The organism is Amycolatopsis pithecellobii, assembly GCF_009707865.1.
In the GTDB taxonomy this organism is placed as follows: Bacteria; Actinomycetota; Actinomycetes; order Mycobacteriales; family Pseudonocardiaceae; genus Amycolatopsis_E; species Amycolatopsis_E pithecellobii.
Genome location: NZ_WMBA01000012.1, coordinates 81396 through 103387, shown reverse-complemented (window position 1 = coordinate 103387; position 21992 = coordinate 81396). Strand labels below are relative to the sequence as shown.

Here is a 21992-nt window from a genome sequence, read left to right as displayed (position 1 = left end):
TCCTCGCCTGAATCCTCGGTGACGCTACTTCGGCACCGATCAAGAAATGAACAGCTCGCGCCGAGCTTGTCCGGTCTTTTGTCCGGTTGTCAGCCGGTGGTCGCGGTCGCGAACACGTGCAGACCCGGCAGTTGCGGCAGCAGCAGGTACGCGATCGTCTTGCCAGGAGTCAGCGGAACCTTGGTGGCGTACAGGCTCACCTTGTGCGGCCCGGTGCCGTCCGGGGGCTGGTTCCAGTTCTGTGCGGTGGCCACCAGCGTGTCGGCCGGCAGCGGGGTGTTGCTCCACCAGTCGGCGAACGAGACGGTGGCCGTCGACGTGGTCCCGTCGGTGTAGCGGATGGTGAGGTCACCGCTCTGGTTGCCCGGTGCGCCGGCGCCGAGCAGATGCAGCGACGTCCCGCTGCCGGTCATGGTGACCAGCTGTCCTGCGGTGGCGACGTTGTCCGGCCGGCCCGCCGGAACGTCCGGCCAGGTGAACGTCGCGCCGTCCGCCGTCACGGTGCCACCTGGCGTGATGCCGAGCTTCGCCAGTTCCTGCGCCGAATAGCTGTAGCCGGAGCCGTCGAAATCCGCCGCGCCCGGGTCGGCGTTGTCGCTGATCCCGACGTTGTTGCGGGCCGCGGCGAAACCGGCGTACGGCACGGACACGTTCTGGCTCGCCGGGTTGACCGTGGACCGGCCCACCCCGGGCCCGGTGAAGACCCCGTTCACGGTGACCTTCGCGTGGCCCGGCGCCGCGGTGGCCGGCGGGGTGAGCGTGAAGGCGAAGCTCTGACTGCTGTGTGCGCCGACCCGCCGGGCCGTGGCCGTCGCCGGGGTGATCGTCCAGCCCGGCGGCACGGCCGGGCTGACCGTCGCCCCCGTGACCGCGACGTCCGCCCTGTTGACGAAGGTGGCGGTGACCTGGCTCGGCTTGCCCGGTGTCACGATGTCCGGTGCCTGCACGGTGACGCCTTGCGGGCCGAAGCTGCGCGTCACCCGGAGGCCGCCCTGCAGTGGCAGGTTGGCCGACGAGTCGCCGGCGAACAGCTGGTAGGTGCCGCTCGCGACCTGCCAGGCCTGCGTGGTGGAGTCGAACGTGGCCAGCGAGTCCGGCGAAACGGTGAAGGTGACCCGCTTCGTTTCGCCCGGCTGGAGGAACACCTTCTCGAACCCTTTGAGCTGATGCGGCGGCTCTCCGCTCTCGGCCGGGTTCCCGACGTAGAGCTGGGCGACGTCGGCGCCGGCGCGGCTGCCGGTGTTGGTGACGTCGACGCTCGCGTGCACCGTGCCCAGCGACGTGGTCTGCGGCGGGTCGACCCGCAGATTGCCGAAGCGGAACGAGGTGTAGGACAGGCCGGAGCCGAAGGGGAACAGCGGCGCGATGCGCTGCGCGTCGTACCAGCGATAGCCGACCTTGAGGCCTTCGGAGTAGTTCACCTTGCCGTCGACACCCGGGAATTGCTGCGGGGTCGAGGCCGGCACATCGGCCAGGCTCTTCGGGAACGTGACCGGTAGCTTGCCCGACGGGTTGACGTCACCGAACAACAGCGCGGCGATGGCGTTTCCGTAATCTTGGCCCGGATACCACGCCTCGAACACGCCCTTCACCTTGTCCAGCCACGGCATGGTCACGGCCGAGCCGGTGTTGAGCACGACGATCGTGTTCGGGTTGGCCGCGGCGACGTGCTCGATCAGCGAGGTCTCATCGGCCGGCAGCTCGAGGTCGCTCAGGTCGCTGCCTTCCGCTTCGTTCTTCGCGGCGAAAACGACCGCCACGTCCGAGGACCTGGCGAGATCGACGGCCTGCTGTTCGGGGCTGGCCGTCCCGCCCGGTGGCTGCCAGCCGAACTGCACGAGCGACCCGCCGCCGTCCTGGTAGTAGTCGACTTCGACGGACACCGGCTTCCCCGCGGTGAGGGTGACCTGCCCGGTCTGCGTGACACCGCCCTGGTCGTGCCAGTTGTCGATGACCTGCTTGCCGTCGACGAACAACCGGCTGCCGTCGTCGCTGGTGATGGAGAACGTGTAGGTCCCCGACGTGGGCGGGTTCAGGGTGCCGGTGTACTTGGCGGACCACTGGGTGCGCGGCACACCCGGTACCGGGGCACCGCCCTTCCAGTCGAAGGCGATCTGGTCGGTGTCGCGGGTGGCGAGCGGCGCGCCGGAGAGGGTCATGCCGTTGTAGTAGGTGCCGGTGAGCCCGTTACCGGTGCCGCTGCTCGGCGTGAGCACCGTTTTCGGCACCAGCGGCAGCCCGCCGAGGCTGCTGTTGCCCTGCGCGTAGTTGACCGTGACGTCCTTGCCCGCGCGGGCGGAAATCCCTTGGTACGGCGTCACGATCTGGTCGGCGCGCACCGCGGCCGAGCCGCCGCCACTGGTCATCGCGTTGGCACCGGCGGCGTCCCCGATGACCGCGATCGAGGATTTCTTGTCCGGCGACAACGGCAGGATGCCGTCGGCGTTCTTCAGCAGCACGGTGCCGTCCTTGGCCACCTGCGAGCCGACCGCCTGGTTCGCCGGTGTGGTGACGACCGCGTCCGGGGTGCCGGCCGGCGTCTTCGTGAACAGGTTGAACCGGAACATCTGGGTCAGCGTCGGCCGCAGCAGGGAATCGATCGTGCCGAGCGGCACCTGTCCGGATTCGACGGCCTGCTTGAGCGCGGCGCCGTAGCGGGCATCGTCGGGCATCTCCATGTTCAGCCCGGCCTCGACCGAGCCGAGGGTGGATTTCGCGCCACCCCAGTCGGTCGTGACGAACCCCGGATAGTGCCACTGCTCGCGCAGCACCTGGTTCATGATGTACGGGTCCTGGCAGGCGGCCTGGCCGTTGATGAAGGCGTACGAGCACATGAGCGATGCGGGCTGGGCCTGCTCCACGATCGCCTTGAACTGCGACAGGTAGATCTCCTGCTCGGTCCGCGAATCGATGATCACGTCGTCGGTGGAGTTGCCGCGGTTGGTCTCCTGGTTGTAGAGCGCCCAGTGCTTGACCTGCGCCAGCTCACCGGTGCTCTGGATGCCCTGCACGTCGGCCACGCCGATCTGCCCGGCCAGATACGGGTCCTCGCCGTAACTTTCGAACGCACGGCCCCAGCGCGGATCCCGCACGATGTTCACCGTCGGACCGAGCGCCACCGCGGCGCCCTTCGCCCATTCCTCACTTCCGATGACCTGGCCGTACTGCTTGCCGAGCGGCTTGTCGAAGGTGGAAGCGAGGGACACCGGTGACGGCAGCTGGGTGATGCCGCTCATGCCGAGCCCGACGCCGCCGGGACCGTCGTTGAGCGTCAGTGCCGGGATGCACAGCCGCGGCTGGGCCGGGACGGTGCCGGAGTAGCTGTGGCTGTTGTCGCCGTGCAGCTCCTGCAGCTTCTCGTCGAGGGTCATCTGCGCGAGCAACTGATCGACGCGCTGGTCGATCGGCGCGGTCGAGGTGACCCACGGGCAGGAGGCGGCGGCCACGACCGGGGAGGCGGGCAGCACGGTGGCGGCGACGGCGGTCGAGACCACCACCGCCGCGGAAAGCGAGGCTTTGAGAAGTGGTCGCAACAACTTTGTCGCTCCTTAACCGATAATCCTGCGTTCGCACGCTAACCGTGCTGCCGGACAACGGCAAGTGACAGAACAGGACAGGTTTTTCCCTCAACAGCGCCAAAAACGCGGGTTCCGTGGTGAAATGACCCCGGCGATTTCGGCGCGTTGCCCATTCGGGCAACCGCGCATGGAAAGGTGTGCACAATGAGGTACAGACCAGTCGGCAGGCGTGCCGGTGTCGCGATACTTGCCGCGGCTGCGCTGTGCGCCGTCACCGGATACGGGGCCGCCCCCGCGGCCGGAACCGCGGCGGTCGCGGCGTCGACGCCTTCGATCGAGTTCGCGAACCCCAACAGCCAGGCCCTGTTCGGCACCGCGTACCAGGCGGCACTGAAGAACGTGCTCCAGACCAACACGATCACGGCCGATCCCGCGCACTACAACAAGAGCGGCCTGCTGGACCCGGACATCGGCATCGTCAGGGCCGGCGGCGGTTACCCACAGCCGTGGACCCGTGACGCTTCGGTGAACAGCTGGAACGCCACCAGCCTGCTGTCCCCCGCACTGGCGAAGAACACGCTGTGGTCGGTCGTGGAGAAGGACGCAGGCGGCAATCTCCAGGTCCAGCAGGACGATCAGCAGTGGGACCAGGTCATCTGGGTGACGGCGGCGTGGAACCAGTACCTCGTCACCGGTGACCGGAGCTTCCTGGAGAACGCGTATCGCACCGCGGCCGACACGGTCACGATCCGGGAGCACGCGAGCACGGCCGGGTTCAACCCCGCCTACGGGCTGTTCACCGGTGCCTCGTTCTTCAACGACGGCATCGCCGGATATCCGGCACCACCCGCCGACGCCACCGAATCGGTCAGCACCGGCAGCATGCCGTGGCCCGGCGTGTCGACCGGAATGTTCTTGAGCACCAACGAGGTCTACTACGCCGCCTACGTCAACCTGGCGAACATGGCGGAGAAACTGGGCAGGCCGGGCCAGGAGGCGGCTTCGTACCGGGCGAAGGCCAACGCGCTCAAGTCCGCGATCAACAAGCATTTCTGGAACCAGCAGACCGGGCTGTACAACTACCTGGTGCTGGCCGACGGGACCACCGGCGCCTATCAGGAAGGCACCGGGCTGGCGTTCGCGCTGATCTTCGGTATCGCGAACCCGGCGCAGGCCCGCTCGATACTGGCCCATGCCACCGAGATGACGTGGGGTATGCCCGACACCTACCCGAACTGGGCGCGTTATTCCGACGCCCAGCCCGGCAGGCACAACGCGATCGTCTGGCCGGTCGTGCAGGGCTTCTGGGCCAAGGCGCTGGCGCAGCAGGGTGAACAGAACGGGTTCGCCGCCGAGACGGCACGGCTGGCCGAGCTCGCCGATGGCAACAGCGGATTCTGGGAGATCTACAACGGGAACACCGGTGTCGTCGACGGTGGCTGGCAGCGGCTGGGTGACACGGTGAAGTTCCACTGGGGCTCGCAACCGGACCAGACCTGGTCGGCCACCGCGTTCCTCGACATGATCCACACCGGACTGTTCGGATTGGACTTCACCGATTCCGGTCTGTCGTTCACGCCGGACCTGCCCGCCGGCTGGGGTGACGTGACCTTGCGTGATCTGCATTACCGCAACGCCGATCTCACCATCGCGTTGCACGGCGCGGGCACCCGGATCGGTTCGTTCACGATCGACGGCCGCCGGGCTTTCCGGAGCGAAATCCCGGCGTCGTTGAGCGGCAAGCACACCATCGACATCACGTTGACCGGCGCCACCGCCGGTGACCGGGACGGCGATCAAGTGCCCGACGCGCGGGACCTGTGCCCGGACACGGCGGGCACCGCCACGTTGCGGGGCTGCCCCGACCCCGCGCATATCGAGGCGGAGGACGCGCTCAACACCGGTGGCGTGAAGACGAACGTGAACCACACCGGTTACTCCGGTCGCGCATTCCTCGACGGCCTGTGGGCCCAGGGTGCTTCGTCGGCATTCACGGTGCACCGCACCACGGCGGCGGCCGGGACCGGCTCGATCACCTTGCGGTACGCCAACGCCAACAACGAAGCCCGCACGATGACGGTGTCGGTGGACGGCACGCCGGTGCGGCAGGTGAGTTTCCCCAGGGTGTCCAGTAGCTGGGATGATTGGGGCACGGTGACCTTCGGCGATATCCCGGTCAGCGGTCTGAACCCGGTGATCACGGTGTCCTACGCGGCTGGTGACAGCGGCTCGATCAACCTGGACTGGCTGGAATACCGGGCCGCGAACTGACCGGATACGACTCAGGCCACCCCGCCGTATACGGGGTGGCCTGATCCATTTCGCGGGCTTTTCCTCTATCTTGGTCAACCACCAAGGAGTGAGCCAAGACCGACGGTGCGTATGCGGACGCGATTGAACTCGTAGGATGCGACTGAATATCGTGTAGGCACGACGACCGTCCAAATGATCGGATTGACGATGCGGAGCAGGACGCAGAAGATCACGCCCGAGAAGGCCGCGACGATGCTGGAATCGAACACAGCGAACCGGCCACTGTCGAAATCCGTGGTGCGGGCTTTCGCCGAAGCCATGCGGCGCGGTGAATGGCAGATCACACACCAGGGAATCGCGTTCGACACGAACGGTGTCCTGGTCGACGGGCAGCACCGGCTGGCCGCGGTCGTGGCCGCCGAGCTGCCGATCGAAATGACGGTGTTCACCGAGGTCCCGCCGGACACGTTCGACGTGCTCGACACCGGGAAGCGCCGCAATGCGGCCGATGTGCTCGCCATCGAAGGTGAGAAGTCCACCACCACGCTGGCCGCGATGCTGCGCATCATCTGGCTGTACGAAAACCGCCCGGACACCTCGTGGGCCGGTGGTTCCGCCGCGGTGACCAACCCGCAGGTGCTGCACACACTCGAGCAGCACCCGAAGGTCCGTGACTACATCAGCCTCGGCGAGCGTATCGCGGCCGGCACCGGGATGATCAAGTCCGCCGCCTCGGCGGCCAGCTATCTGGTGGACCACACCACCGGGCGGACCAGCGTGGACGAGTGGTTCGACGGCATCGTCGACGGCGCCGGACTGGGCCGCAACGACGCGCGGCTGACCTTCCGCAACACCATGCTGCGGATGGCCCGCTCCGAAGCCGGCCAGGTCAAGCGCCGCCGGGAAACCCGCGAACACCTGACCCTGTACTTGAAGGCGTTCAACTCCTGGGCCCGCGGCGAAACGCTGAGCACGTTGCGCTACACCCCCCGCGAACCGCTGCCGGCCATCGCGATCCCCAGCTGACACCCGCTCTTCCGGCGGGGCCGCTGCCCTTCATGTGCGCGGCCCCGCCTTTTGGTGTCTTATCGGGGCCGGCTGTCTATTGTGGAATCCGCCACACGTGATGACGGGGTCACCGGTTGCGGCCCCGTGAACATGGTGGCTGAGACTGGGCCGATGGTGACCGTGCGTTCGATCGCCGCCGCGCAGGTTTGCAGGTGGGGGAGGATGGCGTGGAACAGTGTGTCGTCATCGATCTGGCCCGTGTGGGTGCCGATGGTGACCGCCGCGACCACGGCGCCCGCGGCGTCGTGCAGCGGGACCGAAACGCTGCGCACACCTCGTTCCAGTTCCTGGTCGATCAGTGCCCACCCCTGCGCACGCACCTCGGCGATACGGGCGAGCAGCTCCCGCGGGTCGGTGATGGTCCGGTCGGTGTAGGCGACCGGGGGGAAGCGGGTGAAGTGCGCCGTCAGCTGCTCGTCGGTGAGCCCGGACAGCAGGGCACGCCCCACCGCCGACGCCGCGGCCGGCACCCGGGTTCCGGGCGCCAGCCTGATCGACATGACCCGCCGCACCGCGGCCCTCGCGACGAACACCGCGGTGTCACCATCGAGGACGGCCAGCGAGCAGGAATGGTCCACTTCCTGCGCCACATCCTCCAGATAGGGCTGCACGATCTCGGGGAAGGTCTGCGACGCGATCGTCAGGTAGCCCAGGTCCAGCACCTTCGCCGTGAGCCGGTACCGGCCCCCGGCGCCGTCCACATATCCGAGTGACTCCAGGGTGCGCAGCAGGCGGCGGGCGGTGGCCGGGTCGAACCCGCACCGGGCCGCGACCTCCGCCGCCGACAGCTCGGCCCGGTCGGCGGAAAAACACGTCAACACGTCCAGCCCGCGGTCGAAGGTCCGCACGAACGGGCCGAGCCCCTCGCTGCTCATATCCCCGGTGCCCTTCACTCAGCAGGTGCCTTCCGTGCCTTCCCGCTCGACATTTCATCATGCCCGCTCGATCCGTGATCACCGGTTTCGGGCCCGGCGATGACGGCCGCGGCGGAGATCAGGGCGGTGCCGACCACGAGCACCCCGACGGCCCAGTAGCCCGCTACCGCCAGCAGGCCGGTGGCGATCAGCGGGGTGAACCCGGCGATCGGATCGGAGGCCGAGCGGGCGAGATTCACGCCGCTGTTGCGGACCCGGGGCTCGAACATCTCCGCCAGATACGCCCCGGACACCGACAGCGCGATCTTCACTCCGATGCCGTACACGAGCACCAGGGCGACCACGACGAGCAGCGGGTTGCGGGTCTGGAGCAGCCAGAAGAACGGGAACCCGAAGACCGCCACGGAGAACAGGCCGGTGAGGAAGACCGGGCGGCGGCCCCACCGGTCCGCGCAGCGTCCGGCGAGCGGAATGACCAGCAGCCCCACCAGGTTTCCGGCCATCACGCCGGTCAATGCGGGCGCCGCGGGCATCTTGAGCGAGCTCGTGCAGTAGGAGATCGCGAACACGTTGAAGATCTGGCTGCCGACGGCGTCGGTGGAGCGGGCCAGCGCGGCGAGCACCACGCGCTTGCGATGGGTCCGCAGCAGTTCACGGATCGGGTTGCGCACCACGGTTCCGGTCTTCTTGAGGGCGGTGAACTCGGGCGACTCGTCGACCCGCAGCCGGATGTAGAGGCCGACGAACACCAGGAGGAACCCGATGAGGAACGGGATCCGCCAGCCCCACGCGAGAAACTCCGTTTTTCCCAGCCCGGACAGCGTCGCGAAAACCCCGGTGCCGAGCAGGATGCCCAGCGACACCCCGAGCGCGGGCATACTCGCCAGCAGTCCCCGGCGGCGTGCCGTGGAGTACTCGGCGCTCATCGTGATCGCGGTGCCGTATTCGGCGCCGGCACCGATGCTCTGCACCAGCCGCAGCACCACCAGCAGGATCGGCGCGAGCACCCCCACCTTCGTATACGTCGGCAGCAGTCCGATACCTCCGGTGGCAATGCCCATCAGGATCAGGCAGATCACCATGACGTTCTTGCGGCCGATGACGTCGCCCCAGCGGGCGAGCACGACCCCGGCCACAGGGCGCAGCACGAATCCGATCGCATAGGTGGCGAACGCGGCCAGCGTCCCGGCCACCGCACTGACGGATGGGAAGAACAGCGTGCCCAGCGCCAGCGAGGTCGCCGTCCCGTAGACGTAGAAGTCGTACCATTCCAGGACGGTGCCGATGAGGTTCGAGGCGACGGCGCGGGTCCGCCCGCGTTTATCCGTGGTGGGTGAAGCGGGACTGGTCATCATTGACCTCCGGGTCGGGGTTTCGGGAAAGGGAAGGCGCCACCGCTGCCGGTGGGTCGACGATCGCGCCCTGGGTACGCAGCACGGCACGGATCCGCTCGGGCGGCACCGCACGCGGGGCCACGCCGAGCTGGGCGGCCAGCGCCGCCGCGACACCGGCGGCCTGGCCGGTGGCCATCGCGGTGCCCATGTGCCGCACCGCACCCATGGCCGCCTGGGTGGCGGACAGGCACCGGCCGGCGACGAGCAGACCGTCCACCCCCTTCGGCAGCAGGCTGCGATAGGGCACCGAGAACGGCGCGGGTGGTTCGAGCAGGGTGAGCCCCGTCTTGTTGTCGTGCACGTCGAGTGGTCCGCCCGCCTGGGCGATCGCGTCGGGAAATTGGTGTCCCGCAAGGACATCGGACTCGGTCAGCACGTAGTCACCGGCGATGCGCCAGGTCTCGCGCACCCCGATCCACGGCGCGATCGAGGACAGGTAAGCGCTTTCGAAACCGGGCACGGCCTCGCGCAGGAACGAGATGACCGAGCGCAGCTGGGCGCGGCCGGCGATCTCGGCCCTGGTCAGGTCGTGGCTGTCGGACCCGTCGAGCCCGGTCACCCTCGTCATGAGGATGAACGCGTCGTTGCCCGAGGGGGAACTGAGCAGCGACAGCAGTTGCTGGGCGAGCTGACCGGTCTCGACGCCGAGCCTGGCCAGCCGCCGCTTCTCCGCCCTGTCCAGCGCCCTGAACCGACCGACGTCCACATTGGACAACCGGGCCATCATGGTCATCGGCTGGCGATCGCGACGCTCGTCGAGCGAGTTTTCGGTGCCACAGCCCGATTTCCGGCTGACCACCGCGTCGGCGGTGGCGTCCACGACCACCGGTGCGCCGATGGCTTCGGCGGCGTACCGGCCTTGCACGACCAGCCCGTGCACCTTTCCGTCGTGCAGCACGGGACTGGTCGCCTGGCTGTGCAACAGCACCTCGATCCCCGCCTCCGTGGCCAGGTCGTCGAGGACCAGCTTGAGGATCTCCGGGTCGAACGGGAAAGTACGCACGCGAAGCGGGTTTTCGCTCGCTTCGGCCAGGACGTACGGGGTGAATTCCGTCGCGCCGCCCGCTTCGATGAGCCGCTGCGTGATCTCGTGCCCGACGCCGCCGCCGACCAGCACCTCGCGCCAGTAGAAACCCATGAAGCTGGCGACCATCGCCCCCGTCGCGGTGCCGCCGAGAAAGGGGCCACGTTCGACGAGGACCACCCGCGCGCCTGCACGGGACGCCCCGATCGCCGCGCAGAACCCCGCGGGCCCTCCCCCGGCGACCACGACGTCGGCGTGTGTCGTCATCGGCAACTCGACGGACGGCACGCTGACCGTGTTCTCCGTCGAGAGCCGCGGTAGCGCACTCATCTGCGTTCTCCTCCTGCCAGTCGGTGCATGGTGAGGGCGGCGTGCCGGACCGCGAGCGCGGACCAGCCGCCCTCCCCGGCCGCGTCGCCCACCGCGACCACGGTCTTTTCCGGTGCCACGGCTCGGATTCCGGCCACCGGGTTGACGGCGTCGGCGGCGTCGACCGACACCAGAACCGGGCCGGACGCGGGAATCACCGCCGTTTCCCCGCCGCTGTGGCGGACGTGGATGTGCTCCGGTTCCACCGCGGTCAGCACCGCGCCCAGCACGAGTCGCACCTTCGGATCGCCGGTGAGCCTGGCCAGCGGCAGGATTTTCGCCCTGGGCCCGACATCGTGCGCCAGTTCCGGTTCCGCGCCGACGAGCGTCACCCTGGCGCCGGCCGTCGCGAGATGGTCGGCCAGGGCGGTGCCGTTGCGGTCCGCGCCCCACACGACGTATTCGTCCTCGGCAACGGTTTCCTCCGCCAGCCACTCGAGCAGGCCGCGCACCCGGCCTGGCGACGCCCCGGGCAACCGGGGCACGGCACGGGGCATTCCGGTGGCCAGCACGATGATCTCTTCGGGCTGGCCGGCGATATCGGCCGCGGACAACGTAGTCCCGAGCTCGACGGCCACCTTCGCTTCGGCCAGTTCCCCGGTGTACCAGTCGATGATGTGCCGGTATTCCGGGTATTCGTGCAGCTGCGCGGCAAGTCCCAGCGCACCGCCGAGTGTCTCGCGGCGTTCGGCCAACCGGGTGCGATAGCCGTGGGCGGCGGCGACGCGGGCGGCCTCCAGCCCGGCCGGTCCCCCGCCGACGACGAGTACGCCCGGCTTGCCGGTCACGGGCGCGGCTATGGGCAAGGCCCCGGCGGCCTCGGGTGCCACCGCGCACCCGACCGGTTCGCCTGTGCGCAGCGCGTCGGTGCAGTAGTTGCAGGAAATACAGGGGCGCGGCTTCTGTCCATTGAGGACTTTCCTGGTCCACTCGGGATCGGCGTGCAGCGCACGGGCCACGGTGACGAAATCCGCTTCCCCACGGGAAATGATCTCCTGCGCGGTCGCCCCGTCCACGATCCGGCCCGCGACCCCGACCGGCGGTCCGAGCGCACGGAACCGCGCGGCCGCCTCCGCATGCACACCGCGCGGGAACTCCCCGGGCGGAGTAATCCACTGGCCTGCCTCGTAACATCCGGCCGAGACGTCGACGAAGTCCAATTCGGACACTCCGGCCCGCTGGAGAATGCCGAGGGTCGCCTCGACATCGAGTCCGTCGGGGAGCCCTTCGTGTGCCGAGACGCGAATCCCGACGGCCAGCCCCGGCACGGCGTCGCGGACCGCGGTGATGACCTCCCGCAGAAACAGCGCGGGATCTCCGTAGCGGTCGGTGCGCTGGTTCGTCCGCGGCGACAGGAACTGCGCAAGCAGGTAACCGTGTGCCGCGTGCAGTGAGATCACGTCGGCTCCGGCGTCGGCGCTGCGGCGGGCCGCATCGGCGTAGCGGGCGGCGAGGTCGGCGATGTCGTCGGGTTCGAGTTGCCCGGGCAGGTCGCCGTCGATCACCGTCGCGACGACCGGCGAGGGCGCCACCGGCTGATACCCGCTGACAGCCGCCTTGGCGAGCCTCCCGCCGTGCACGAGTTGCATCCCGAACAGCGCGCCGGCCTCGTGCACCGTGTCCGCCAGCCGCCGCAGGCCTGCAATCGTGGTGTCCTCGTCCGCGGCGAGCTGCCGGGGACGCACCCGGCCGTCCGCGCGTACGAACGCGGCCTCGGCGTAGACGAGTGCCGTGCCGCCCGTGGCGACCGCCGCCAGTCGCCGTACGTAGTGGTCGGTGGGGATGCCGTGGTGATCGCAGTAGTTGCGTTCCATCGGCGCGGCGACGACGCGGTTGCGCAACTCGACGGGCCCGAGTCGCAGCGGCGAGGCGAGGGAACTCATGCGCCGCCCACCTCGATGAGGGTCTTGCCCAGCGCCGGGTCGCCGCTGTGCGCGAGGGCGAAGGCGTCCTGCGTCCGCGCCAGCGGGAAGCGGTGGGTCACCAGCTCCTCCACCAGCTCATGGTGCCGCCCGGCGAACTCGATCGCTTCGGGGAACAGCGCCCGGCTGTTACGGCTGCCGACGAGGTCGAGTTCCTTGTACGGCAACGTGTTCATCGGCAACCGGGCCTGCGCCGCGGAGATGCCCACGGCCACGATCCGGCCCGCGCTCACCACCAGATCGAGCGCGGTGGCCAGCGAACCGGCCGCGCCGGTGGCCTCGATGACGATGGACGGGCCCTCCCCACCGGCCCACTCGACGATGGCGGCCCGCTGGTGTGCCTCGAGCGTTTCGCCGACCGGCTCGGCGTAGGTGGCCCCGAATCGCCGGGCGCGTTGTGCCCGCGCGGGCACACGGTCGAGGGCGGCCACCCGGACTCCGCGGTCCACCAGCGCGCGGGTGGCCAGCAGCCCGATCGGGCCGCAGCCCAGCACCAGCGCGTCCGCCCCCGCCGTGGGCTGCGACCGCGCGACGGCCTGCATGGCGATGGCGGCCGGTTCGACCATGGCGGCGGTCACGGCCGACAGCCCCTCGGCGGCGTGCACGCGAGCGGCCGGTACGGCGATCAGCTCGCTCAGCGCGCCGTCGAGATGCACACCGAGCACGGCGCTGCGCGCACAGGCGTTCGCACGGCCGACTCGACACGCGAAGCAGTGGCCACAGGAGAACGCCGGTTCGATGACGACGCGCCGGCCGTCCGCCCAGCCGGTGATCTCGTGTCCTTGCACCAGCGGCAACGTGGCCGCGGGGTATTCACCTGCCCAGATATGCGCGTCCGTGCCGCAGACGCCCACCGATTCGACAGCCACCAGCACCTGGTCCGCGCCGGCCTCACACGGCGGGCGTTCGAGGATTTCGACCCGGTGTGGCCCGGTCGTCACCGCAACCTTCATTGTTTCGGCTCCTTGCGCACGTTCGTTCGCACAGCGCCTGAGTATTGGCCGATCCAGCGGAAAAAGCAAGCGGGGATGCCCTTGCGCAGGTATTCGCACCATCGTGCGCTGGACGCCTGATCGAGAGCTAGGCTGGTGATCGTGACCGCGAAAGAAGCCGATCCGGAGCTGGTGACCTCCGCCGAGCGCGGGCTCGCCGTGCTCGCCGCGTTCCGGCCCGAGCAGCCGGCCATGACGCTGAGCGACGTGGCCAAGGCGACCGGACTCGACCGCGCCGCCGCCCGGCGCTTCCTGCACACGTTGCTCGCCCGCGGCTATCTCCGCACCGAGGGCCAGCACTTCCGGTTGCACCCGGCGGTGCTGGAACTGGGCGACGCTTACCTGGCGGCACTGCGCTTACCGGGTCTCGCGCTGCCCCGGCTGGCCGCGCTTTCCGCGCGGTTCAACGAACCCGCGTCGATGGCGGTGCTCGAAGGGGATCAGGCGGTGTTCGTCGCCCACGTGCCCAGCAACCGCCTGATGGCGGCGAACGTCGCGGTCGGCAGCCGCGTGCCGGCGTACCGGAGCTCACTGGGGCGGGTCCTGCTGGCGGGAAAGCCGGACGAGTGGCTGGCCGGCTACCTCACCGGAGAGTCCCGGGACGGACTGGACCGGCCGGCACTTCGCGCGGACATCGCGTCGATCCGCCGGGACGGCTGGCTGACCAGCGACGAACCGGACGCGGGCGTCCGCTCGGTCGCGGTGCCGGTGCACGGTGACGGGGGAACCGTTGCCGCGATCGGGATTTCCAGTCACGCGGACCGCGTCAGTCACTCGGCGCTGGCGGAGACGATCCGGCCCGCACTTCTCGAGGCCGCGCACCGAATCGAGCAGAGCTATGCCGGGAACCAGTGAAACCATGCCCGTCGTCCGGGAGGTCCTCGCCCGCGTCGAGGTCGAAAACCTCGACACCGCACTGGAAACTTACTGCTCGCTCGCCGGCACGACCGACGTCCGGCGCTTCCGGTTCGGCGACATCGAACTCGCCTGGGTAGGACCGTTCCTGCTGCTGGCGGGCGCGCCGCCGGACCTCGAACGCGTCCGCCGGACGGCGACCCTGCTGGTGACCGATATCGGCGCGGCCCAGGGCACCATCACCGGAACCGGCGGCGAAATCTTGGAAGGCCCCGCGCACGCACCCAACGGCGCACGCATGATCGCGCGCCACGCGGACGGCGCCGTCTTCGAATACATCGAGGTCCAGGCAGGGTAAAGCCCTGGCAGGCGGGGCATCACCTGCCAGGGCCCGGCTGGGGCTCAGCGGCCCAAAGCCTGCTGGAGCTGCTTCTTCGTCATCTTCGAACGGCCGGGAATCCCGCGCTTCTTGGCCTCGTTGTACAGCTGGTCCCGCGTCGGCCCGCCTGGTCCCTGCCGCTTGCCGGAACGCTTGCCGCCACGATGCTGCGGCGAGACATCCTTCGTCGAAGTCTTGCTCGCCTGCCGGGATTCGCCGCTCTGCGCGCGGTTCTTGTTCACCACGCGTGCCGCGATCTCCTCCGCGCGCCCTTCACCCGCGCCGCGCTCACGTTGGCTGTCCTTGATGTGCTTGTACTGCCGTTCCCGTTTGGCGTTCCACGCCTGCTGAGGCATGATGACCTCCCTTCCGCGAACAACCGATCCGTTGACTACCCGGATCGCTCGCGGGGAAACACTGCGCTACGTCATGGTCAGCGCGGCCTGCACGGTGGGCAGCACGGGCAGCACCTCGGCCAGACCGGCGACGCTGATCGCGCGCACCACCAGCCGCGACGAACTCACGATCCGCAGCGTCAGCCCACGCTGCCGGCAGGCCTCGTTTTCCTGCACCAGAGCCATCAGGCCCGCCGAGCCGAGAAACTCCACCTCGTCCAGATCGGCGATCACCGGAGCCGGCGGGACGACGAAATCCCGTGCACCGCGCAACTGCTCGGAGAGCTTGCCGGCGGTGGACAGGTCCACATCACCTGCCACGCGCAGCACCACGGCGCCATCGGCCAGCTCGCGGCGAATCCGCAACAGATCGCCCGGCGGGTCCAGAAAATCAGGCGCAGCAACCATCAAGCCCTCCAATGCGACCACGGGAGTCGCTTGCCGGGGCGGCAGGCTGGTTGCTCAACCTGAGTACGTGCAAGACAGTAACGACTCCCACCTGGCAGGCAAAAAGCAGGTCGACAACCCACTGGCACGGCAAGCCGCATTAGAGTTGCCTGATGGACAAGGGATTGCGGGTGGACCGGGCGCTGGTGCTGCGCCTTTCCGGTCAGCTCGGCGAGCTCCCGGCAACGGCGGCCGGTGTGCTGACGCCACTCGTGGTGCTGGATTTGCGTGACGTGCGGCCGCTCACCGCGGCGGACGCAGAGGCCGTGCACGCCTTCATTCGCCTCCGTGCCGAGGAAGGGATCCGCTGCCATGTCGTGGTCGATCCCACCGGCGCGGCGGCGCAGACACTCACCGCCATCGGCGCGCTGTCCCTGTTCAGCGACCTCGACCGGGCACTGACCAACGACGACGAGCAAGCGGACACCAGCACGCTCGCGGAGCAGCTCGAGTCGCTGACCCGGACCCTGCTCGGCGAGACCTCGGTCGCCGCCACGCTGGAGCAGATCATCAAGGCCGCTACCATCGTCATCCCCGCCGCCGATCTGGTCAGCGTCACCATCCGCACGCCGGAGGGCGAATTCACCACACCCGTCGAGACGAGCGTGGTCGCCGGCCAGCTCGACCAGGTGCAGTACGAGTCGGGGAAAGGGCCGTGCGTCGACGCCGCGCGCCCGGAAGGCCCCGGCTATGTGCTCAGCGAGGACCTGGCGCATGAGCGGCGATGGCCCGAGTTCGCCGCCGCCGCCACCCAGCGCGGATATCGCTGCGTCCTGGCCACGGAACTGTTGCAGGCCACCGGCAGCGGACGGCCGTCCGGTGCGCTGAACATCTACTGCCGGCAGCCGTACGGGTTCAGTGACACCGAGCGGCATCTCGCCCTGCTGCTGGCCACCCACGCGTCACTCGCGCTGGCCAATACCCAGACGTCGGAACTCGCCGAGCTGGCCCAAACCCAGCTGAGACAGGCGATCGACACCCGCGACGTCATCGGGCAGGCCAAGGGCATCTTGATGAACCGGCAGGGGATCACCGCCGAGGAAGCCTTCGATCTGCTGCGCAAGACTTCCCAGTCGCTCAACGTCAAACTCGTCGACATCGCCCGCACCCTCACCATCCGTCACGGGGAACTCGATGTGCCCACACAGGACGGTTGAAACCACCTGACAGTGGGAAAACTCCCAGTGGCAGCACACAGCTCGCCGGTGAGGAGCATCCGTGAAAACCGCCTCGACCTTCCGGTCGCACCCCCAACTGCGGCACTATGTCGAATCCGTCGCTGTCGCGCTGGGCGTGGAACCCGCCGCGTCACTGACCGAGTACGGCACCCCGTCGTGGGCCTACATCGCGCTGGCCGACACCTCGCCGAGGCATCCCGGCCGGCTGTTGATGTTGGTGTGGGACAGCAACAACGGCTGGGCGCTCGCGCTGGAGCCGGAGCGGATGGAGGAGCACCGGGTCCTGGCGAGCTGGCCCGAGCTCGTGCACCCGGAGCCGACCGAGATCTCCGACCTGGTGCGCCGCGCGCTGCAACCGTCGGGTGCCCGTGTCTGACCAGGCTGTGATCGTGCGGCGCCTGCTGGACAAAGCGGGCCGGACGTACGCGGACGAGGCCGGCATCAAGCTCGCCGACAAGCCTTCGCCGCTGTACCGGCTGCTGGTACTGGCGACGCTGCTGTCCACCCGGATCAATGCCGGGATCGCGGTGGCCGCGGCGAAGGAACTCGCCGCGGCCAAGCTGACGACGCCGCGGGCGATGGCGGATTCCCGGTGGCAGGATCGGGTGGACGCGCTGGGCCGGGCGCACTACTTGCGCTACGACGAGCAGACCGCCACGGCGTTGGGGGACAGCGCGGAAACGCTGCTGCGGGACTATTCCGGCGATCTGCGGAAACTGCGCGAGGCCGGTGACGGTGGCACCGAGGGAATCCGGCGGCGGCTGCGGAAGTTCGCCCGGGTCGGCCCGGTCGGTGCGGACATCTTCTGCCGGGAGGCGCAGGCGGTGTGGCCGGAGCTGCGGCCGTACCTGGACAAGAAGGCCCTCGACGGCGCGAAACGGATCGGGCTGCCGGCGGACCCGGCGCAGCTCGCCCGGCACACTGACGACGAGGCACTCCTGGCCGCCGCCCTCGTGCGGGTCGCGCTGGACCGGGAACTGGCGGAGTCCGTGGCCGAGGGCTGACCGTCAGCGGCGGTCGGGCGTGAGGTCCTGGGTGCCCACGACGGCCAGCAGTTCCAGCTGGTCCACGGATTCGGTGCCGATGGCCGGGGTGAACCACAGCAGCCGTTGCGTGCCGTCTTCGCTCACCAGGTTGAGGCAGTTGACGTCGATGACACCGAGGCTGGGGTGCACGATGCGCTTGCGATCGTTGCGGCGGACGGCGACGTCCTGTTTTTCCCACAGCTCACCGAATTCCTGGCTCCGCCGCAGCAGCTCGGTGATGAGCGCGGTGACTTCCTGATCGCCGCCGCGCCGCGCGGCAGCGGCACGCAGGTCCGCCACGAACGTCCGGGAATGCTGTTCGTGATCGTCGGCCGGGTAGATCGTGCGAGCCGCCGGGTCGGTGAACCACCGGTAGACCAGGCTGGCCTCGATTCCCCGCGTGGCAGGCGCCGGGCCGAGCAGGGCGACGGCGAGATCGTTCTGCACCAGCGTGACGTGCAGATCGGTGATGACCTGCGCCGGTGTGCCCGGTAACCGGCCGAGCAGGTCGAGCATCCCGGGGTGGACATGCGCGGCGGCACCACCGCTGGGCGGCACGGGACGTCCCGCCAGGTGGTAGATGTGATCGCGTTCGTCCAGGGTCAGGCGCAGCGCGCGGGCGAGCGAGGCGAGCACCTGCTCGGACGGTTGCGCGCCGCTTCCCCGTTCCAGCTCGATGTAGTAGTCGACGGAGATTCCGGCCTGTTGAGCCACTTCGTCGCGGCGCAGGCCCGGCACCCGGCGCCGGGGACCGGTGGGCAGACCGACGTCCGGCGGCCGGATCCGGTCGCGGCGCGACTTGAGAAACAGGCCCAGTTCACCGAGGTTCACCCCACCAGTGTGCACTCCTCGCCGCGCTGAGCCAGGGGTCGGCAACCCCCGGGTAAACGCCACCTGGTACCCCGTCGCGGCGCTGGGCAGAGTCGGTGATGTCCGACAGGAACCAGAGCGAAGGAGTCCACAATGACTGAGTCCACCACCCGGGTCGCGATCGTCACCGGCGGCTCCCGCGGAATCGGCCGTTCGATCGCGAGCCGGCTGGCGGCCGACGGTTTCGCCGTCGTCGTCGGCTACGCGGGGCGCAAGGATCTCGCGGACGAGGTCGTCGGCGACATCGAGACAGCGGGCGGGCAGGCGATGTCCGCACAAGCCGACGTCGGCGACGAGCAGGCGGTGACCGCGCTGTTCGACGCGGCCGAGACCACGTTCGGCGGGGTCGATGTGGTGGCGCACAGCGCGGGCACGATGCCGCTCGCGACCGTCGCCGACTTCGACCTGGCGGTATTCGACGAGCTGGTCCGCACCAACATCCGTGGCACGTTCGTCGTGGCGCAGCAAGCCGCGCGCCGGCTGCGTGACGGGGGCGCCGTGATCACCCTGTCGTCCTCGGTGACCGCCCTGTCCTTCCCGCGCTACGGCGGATACGCCGCGACAAAGGGGGCCGTGGAGGCACTTACCCTGATCCTCGCGCGGGAACTGCGCGGGCGGAACATCACCGTCAACTCCGTAGCCCCCGGCCCCACCGCGACCGACCTGTTCTTCGAGGGCAAGGACCAGGACACGATCGACCGGCTCGCCGCTCAGCCGCCGCTGGAGCGGCTCGGCACGCCGGAGGACATCGCCGGCGTCGTCGCGTTCCTCGCCGGACCGCAGGGCCGCTGGGTCAACGGCCAGCTCATCCGTGCCAACGGCGGAATCATCTGAGCGGAGATTCTCCATGAGTGACAAGCAAATCATCGTGATCACCGGGGCGTCCTCGGGATTCGGCAACCTCACCGCCCGCACCCTGGCGCGGGCCGGGCACACGGTGTACGCGGGGATGCGCGCGACCGGTGACCGCAACGCACCGCGGGTCAAGGAACTGGCCGAACTGTCGGCGGCCGAAGGGATCGACGCGCGCGGGATCGAAATGGACGTGCAGGACCAGGCGTCGGTGGATGCCGCGATCGCCCGGATCGTCGACGAGCAGGGCCGCCTGGATGTGGTGGTACACAACGCCGGGCACATGGTGCTGGGCCCCACCGAGGCGTTCACCCCCGAGCAGCTGGCGGAGCTCTACGACGTCAATGTGCTCAGCACGCAACGGGTGAACCGGGCGGCGCTGCCCGTCCTGCGGGAGCAGGGAAACGGCCTGCTGGTGTGGGTCGGCAGCTCCAGCACCCGCGGCGGCCACCCGCCGTTCCTCGCGCCCTACTTCGCCGCCAAGGCGGGAATGGACGCGCTCGCCGAGAGCTACGCGGCCGAAGTGCTCAAGTTCGGTATCGACACGGTGATCGTCGTTCCCGGCGCGTATCCCAGTGGTACCAACCATTTCGCGCATGCCGGCACCCCGGCGGACGAGGCACGGGCCGACGCGTACGACGCGCACTACGGGAAGCTGCGTGCCGGGATGGCCCAACGGCTCACCGACATCTTCCCGGAGGGCCATGACGCGGACGAGGTCGCCGACGAGATCGCGCGAGTGATCGAACTGCCGGCCGGGCAACGGCCGTTCCGCACCCATATCGACCCCAGCCGTGATGGCAGCGACGTCGTGTCGACCGTCAACGACCGCATCCGGGCCGAGTTCTACCACCGCATCGGGATCAGCGAACTGCTGCCCGCCAACGCCACCCGCTGACCGCAACCAGAAGAGAGAAGAAGGAGAAGATCATGCCGTTCGCGAACTACAAGGTGCCCGCCGGTACGCTGTCCGCCGAGCAGAAGGAGCTCATCATCCACCGCACGACCGACCTGTACGCCGAGATCTACGGCGACCAGGCGCGGGCCAACACGATGGTCCTCGTCGAAGAGGTCGCCGACGGCGGCTGGGGTATCGCGGACACCGTGCTCACCCTTGCCAAGTTGCAGGGGAAGTAACCGCCGACCCGAACGGGACGGATTTGTTGTCCATTACCACACTCCGTGCCCGATGATTATCCACAATGGACCGACGATGAAGTGCTGTTGATGGCCGGGCGCGTCGATTTCTTGCCACATCAGGTAATTTGACCGCACCGGCCACCATCAGGAGACTCGTCAGTGCGTCCAGGAACGGGCGCACACGAGGGTCACTATTCCATTGGGGGAATCGCATGAAGTTCGTCCTGCCCGTCGTCGCCCTGCTCGGCGTCGGGGCCTTGGCGCTACCCGGCTTGCCCGGGGGCAGCCCGGCAACCGCTCCGGCATCGGCCGCGAACACGCGGATCGGGGCCGTCGCGGTACCGGGCGAACTTCGTGTCCCGGACGGGCACCGGCTCGTCCTCACCGCGCATGTCGATGAGGGCAGCCAGGTGTACAGCTGCACGAACCAGGCGTGGGCACTGCTGGAGCCCGCCGCGGTGCTCGACGCCACCAGCACGCAGGTGCTGCACACGGCGGGCCCGAAGTGGATCGCCACGGCGGACGGCAGTGCCGTCACCGGCACCACCGTGGCGAGCGTGCCCACGCCGGGTGCGGTGCCGCAGCTGCTCCTGAAGTCGACGGGCAACCGTGGGGCCGGCGTCTTCGGTTCCGTCGACTACGTTCAGCGGCTGGACACCGTGGGCGGTGTCGCGCCGGCCGGCGCCTGCACCGACGGCGCACTGGATGCCGTGCCCTATTCCGCGGAATACCGTTTCTACGCGCCGGGGTACTGAGCCTCAGTGTGCCTTGTCCAGCGCCGTCGCGACGGCGTCGACGGCGGTCCTGGCGAGGGAACGCAGTTCCTCCGGTGACGCGGCGGAACGGCTCTGCACCACGATCGCCTGCTGGACGCCGGTGACGAGCAGGGCCAGATCGTCGAGCACCGAGGCATCGACCGTCGCCGACGCCGGTTCGAGTGCCCGGCGGACGCGACGCCGTTGCGCGGTCAGCGCACCGCGGACGGCGTCGCGCGCTTCGGGCGAAAGCGCCGAGCCCTGCGCCGCGGACTGGATGACGAGACATCCGCCGGGCACGTCCGGGTCGGCGATGCGGTCGAGGATCACCCCGAAGAAGGCCTCGATCGCGGCGACCGGATCGTCCGGGTGCTCGGCCAGCGCCAGATCGTAGCGGTGCTCGTACGACGCCGAATACCGGACGAGAGCTTGCCGGAACAGCGCGTCCTTGTCCCCGAAGGTGCCGTACAAGGACCCGCGCCCGAGCCCCATCGCCTTGCCGAGGGTGTCGATCGACGTTTCGGCGAAGCCGTGCTCCCAGAACTGCCGCATCGCCTTGTCGAGCGCCTCGTCGACGTCGAACTGCTTGCGCCCCGACACACCGCTCTCCTTCCTGCCGTGGTCTAGCCTAGCCGCGCGAGTTGCACGTTCCCGCCACGCGAGTTGCACGTTCCCGCCGCG

Annotated in this window: 21 protein-coding genes; 11 read left to right on the top strand and 10 right to left on the bottom strand. The window is 69.1% G+C overall.

Annotation, left to right across the window (positions count from 1 at the left end):
- Positions 1-89 precede the first annotated feature (89 nt).
- Positions 90-3536, bottom strand: coding sequence for a glycoside hydrolase family 3 C-terminal domain-containing protein (locus GKO32_RS10975; RefSeq protein WP_154756707.1), 3447 nt, complete (start codon positions 3534-3536; stop codon positions 90-92).
- 186 nt (positions 3537-3722) lie between these two features.
- Between GKO32_RS10975 and GKO32_RS10970 the strand changes: the two genes are divergently transcribed.
- Positions 3723-5789 (top strand): MGH1-like glycoside hydrolase domain-containing protein, encoded by a 2067-nt coding sequence (locus GKO32_RS10970; protein ID WP_154756706.1) that lies wholly within the window; start codon positions 3723-3725, stop codon positions 5787-5789.
- Positions 5790-5978: 189 nt separating this feature from the next.
- Positions 5979-6797, top strand: coding sequence for a hypothetical protein (locus tag GKO32_RS10965; protein WP_154756705.1), 819 nt, complete (start codon positions 5979-5981; stop codon positions 6795-6797).
- A gap of 59 nt (positions 6798-6856) precedes the next feature.
- Here GKO32_RS10965 and GKO32_RS10960 read toward each other — a convergent pair whose 3' ends face one another.
- From GKO32_RS10960 to GKO32_RS10940, 5 genes are read right to left on the bottom strand one after another with little or no spacing between them, the layout of a single operon-like run.
- Entirely contained in the window at positions 6857-7714 is an 858-nt protein-coding gene (locus GKO32_RS10960) for an IclR family transcriptional regulator domain-containing protein (RefSeq protein WP_154756704.1), read from the bottom strand.
- A 14-nt stretch (positions 7715-7728) separates the two neighbouring features.
- Positions 7729-9066: an MFS transporter gene (locus tag GKO32_RS10955; RefSeq protein WP_154756703.1), complete on the bottom strand. Its 1338-nt coding sequence runs from the start codon at positions 9064-9066 to the stop codon at positions 7729-7731.
- Entirely contained in the window at positions 9035-10462 is a 1428-nt protein-coding gene (locus GKO32_RS10950; protein WP_154756702.1) for an FAD-dependent oxidoreductase, read from the bottom strand. The genes GKO32_RS10955 and GKO32_RS10950 overlap by 32 nt, the downstream gene beginning before the upstream one ends.
- Complete coding sequence (locus tag GKO32_RS10945; protein ID WP_154756701.1) at positions 10459-12384, bottom strand: oxidoreductase; 1926 nt, start codon at positions 12382-12384, stop codon at positions 10459-10461. The genes GKO32_RS10950 and GKO32_RS10945 overlap by 4 nt, the downstream gene beginning before the upstream one ends.
- On the bottom strand, positions 12381-13376 hold the full coding sequence (locus GKO32_RS10940; RefSeq protein WP_166459484.1) for an alcohol dehydrogenase catalytic domain-containing protein: 996 nt from the start codon (positions 13374-13376) through the stop codon (positions 12381-12383). The genes GKO32_RS10945 and GKO32_RS10940 overlap by 4 nt, the downstream gene beginning before the upstream one ends.
- A gap of 141 nt (positions 13377-13517) precedes the next feature.
- Between GKO32_RS10940 and GKO32_RS10935 the strand changes: the two genes are divergently transcribed.
- On the top strand, positions 13518-14270 hold the full coding sequence (locus tag GKO32_RS10935; RefSeq protein ID WP_208024367.1) for an IclR family transcriptional regulator domain-containing protein: 753 nt from the start codon (positions 13518-13520) through the stop codon (positions 14268-14270).
- Positions 14254-14628 carry a hypothetical protein gene (locus GKO32_RS10930; RefSeq protein WP_208024366.1) on the top strand — a complete coding sequence of 125 codons (375 nt, stop codon included), beginning with the start codon at positions 14254-14256 and terminating at the stop codon, positions 14626-14628. Before GKO32_RS10935 ends, GKO32_RS10930 begins: the two co-directional genes overlap by 17 nt.
- 44 nt (positions 14629-14672) lie before the next feature.
- On the opposite strand, the gene GKO32_RS10925 is transcribed toward GKO32_RS10930, so the two are convergent.
- Both GKO32_RS10925 and GKO32_RS10920 read right to left on the bottom strand, forming a co-directional pair.
- Positions 14673-15005: a plasmid stabilization protein gene (locus GKO32_RS10925; protein ID WP_154756699.1), complete on the bottom strand. Its 333-nt coding sequence runs from the start codon at positions 15003-15005 to the stop codon at positions 14673-14675.
- Positions 15006-15071: 66 nt separating this feature from the next.
- Positions 15072-15452, bottom strand: coding sequence for an anti-sigma factor antagonist (locus GKO32_RS10920; RefSeq protein WP_154756698.1), 381 nt, complete (start codon positions 15450-15452; stop codon positions 15072-15074).
- A gap of 152 nt (positions 15453-15604) precedes the next feature.
- Between GKO32_RS10920 and GKO32_RS10915 the strand changes: the two genes are divergently transcribed.
- The 3 genes from GKO32_RS10915 to GKO32_RS10905 all read left to right on the top strand — a co-directional run bounded on the left by GKO32_RS10915 (position 15605) and on the right by GKO32_RS10905 (position 17673).
- Positions 15605-16648 (top strand): GAF and ANTAR domain-containing protein, encoded by a 1044-nt coding sequence (locus GKO32_RS10915; protein WP_154756697.1) that lies wholly within the window; start codon positions 15605-15607, stop codon positions 16646-16648.
- A gap of 61 nt (positions 16649-16709) precedes the next feature.
- A complete protein-coding gene (locus tag GKO32_RS10910) occupies positions 16710-17045 on the top strand; it encodes a DUF6292 family protein (RefSeq protein ID WP_154756696.1) in 336 nt (111 codons plus the stop codon).
- Positions 17038-17673, top strand: coding sequence for an endonuclease (locus GKO32_RS10905; protein ID WP_312867793.1), 636 nt, complete (start codon positions 17038-17040; stop codon positions 17671-17673). The genes GKO32_RS10910 and GKO32_RS10905 overlap by 8 nt, the downstream gene beginning before the upstream one ends.
- Before the next feature lie 3 nt (positions 17674-17676).
- Here the strand turns inward: GKO32_RS10905 and GKO32_RS10900 are convergent, their stop codons facing one another.
- Complete coding sequence (locus tag GKO32_RS10900) at positions 17677-18525, bottom strand: helix-turn-helix domain-containing protein (RefSeq protein WP_312867792.1); 849 nt, start codon at positions 18523-18525, stop codon at positions 17677-17679.
- Positions 18526-18657: 132 nt separating this feature from the next.
- Here GKO32_RS10900 and GKO32_RS10895 point away from each other — a divergent pair, with 132 nt between their 5' ends.
- The 4 genes from GKO32_RS10895 (at position 18658) to GKO32_RS10880 (ending at position 21311) form a co-directional block, all read left to right on the top strand.
- Positions 18658-19398, top strand: coding sequence for an SDR family oxidoreductase (locus GKO32_RS10895; RefSeq protein ID WP_154756695.1), 741 nt, complete (start codon positions 18658-18660; stop codon positions 19396-19398).
- A 13-nt stretch (positions 19399-19411) separates the two neighbouring features.
- Complete coding sequence (locus tag GKO32_RS10890) at positions 19412-20314, top strand: SDR family oxidoreductase (protein WP_154756694.1); 903 nt, start codon at positions 19412-19414, stop codon at positions 20312-20314.
- 32 nt (positions 20315-20346) lie between these two features.
- Entirely contained in the window at positions 20347-20553 is a 207-nt protein-coding gene (locus tag GKO32_RS10885; RefSeq protein ID WP_154756693.1) for a tautomerase family protein, read from the top strand.
- Positions 20554-20768: 215 nt separating this feature from the next.
- Entirely contained in the window at positions 20769-21311 is a 543-nt protein-coding gene (locus tag GKO32_RS10880; RefSeq protein ID WP_154756692.1) for a DUF3455 domain-containing protein, read from the top strand.
- A gap of 3 nt (positions 21312-21314) precedes the next feature.
- Here GKO32_RS10880 and GKO32_RS10875 read toward each other — a convergent pair whose 3' ends face one another.
- Entirely contained in the window at positions 21315-21911 is a 597-nt protein-coding gene (locus GKO32_RS10875) for a TetR/AcrR family transcriptional regulator (protein WP_312867791.1), read from the bottom strand.
- Positions 21912-21992 lie beyond the last annotated feature (81 nt).

Coding starts and splice junctions, on each gene's coding strand:
- GKO32_RS10940 (WP_166459484.1), bottom strand. CDS start 13,376: ATGAAGGTTGCGGTGACGACCGGGCCACACCGGGTCGAAATCCTCGAA.
- GKO32_RS10955 (WP_154756703.1), bottom strand. CDS start 9,066: ATGACCAGTCCCGCTTCACCCACCACGGATAAACGCGGGCGGACCCGC.
- GKO32_RS10895 (WP_154756695.1), top strand. CDS start 18,658: ATGACTGAGTCCACCACCCGGGTCGCGATCGTCACCGGCGGCTCCCGC.
- GKO32_RS10970 (WP_154756706.1), top strand. CDS start 3,723: ATGAGGTACAGACCAGTCGGCAGGCGTGCCGGTGTCGCGATACTTGCC.
- GKO32_RS10915 (WP_154756697.1), top strand. CDS start 15,605: ATGGACAAGGGATTGCGGGTGGACCGGGCGCTGGTGCTGCGCCTTTCC.
- GKO32_RS10890 (WP_154756694.1), top strand. CDS start 19,412: ATGAGTGACAAGCAAATCATCGTGATCACCGGGGCGTCCTCGGGATTC.
- GKO32_RS10960 (WP_154756704.1), bottom strand. CDS start 7,714: ATGAGCAGCGAGGGGCTCGGCCCGTTCGTGCGGACCTTCGACCGCGGG.
- GKO32_RS10930 (WP_208024366.1), top strand. CDS start 14,254: ATGCCGGGAACCAGTGAAACCATGCCCGTCGTCCGGGAGGTCCTCGCC.
- GKO32_RS10880 (WP_154756692.1), top strand. CDS start 20,769: ATGAAGTTCGTCCTGCCCGTCGTCGCCCTGCTCGGCGTCGGGGCCTTG.
- GKO32_RS10945 (WP_154756701.1), bottom strand. CDS start 12,384: ATGAGTTCCCTCGCCTCGCCGCTGCGACTCGGGCCCGTCGAGTTGCGC.
- GKO32_RS10885 (WP_154756693.1), top strand. CDS start 20,347: ATGCCGTTCGCGAACTACAAGGTGCCCGCCGGTACGCTGTCCGCCGAG.
- GKO32_RS10920 (WP_154756698.1), bottom strand. CDS start 15,452: ATGGTTGCTGCGCCTGATTTTCTGGACCCGCCGGGCGATCTGTTGCGG.
- GKO32_RS10965 (WP_154756705.1), top strand. CDS start 5,979: ATGCGGAGCAGGACGCAGAAGATCACGCCCGAGAAGGCCGCGACGATG.
- GKO32_RS10925 (WP_154756699.1), bottom strand. CDS start 15,005: ATGCCTCAGCAGGCGTGGAACGCCAAACGGGAACGGCAGTACAAGCAC.
- GKO32_RS10950 (WP_154756702.1), bottom strand. CDS start 10,462: ATGAGTGCGCTACCGCGGCTCTCGACGGAGAACACGGTCAGCGTGCCG.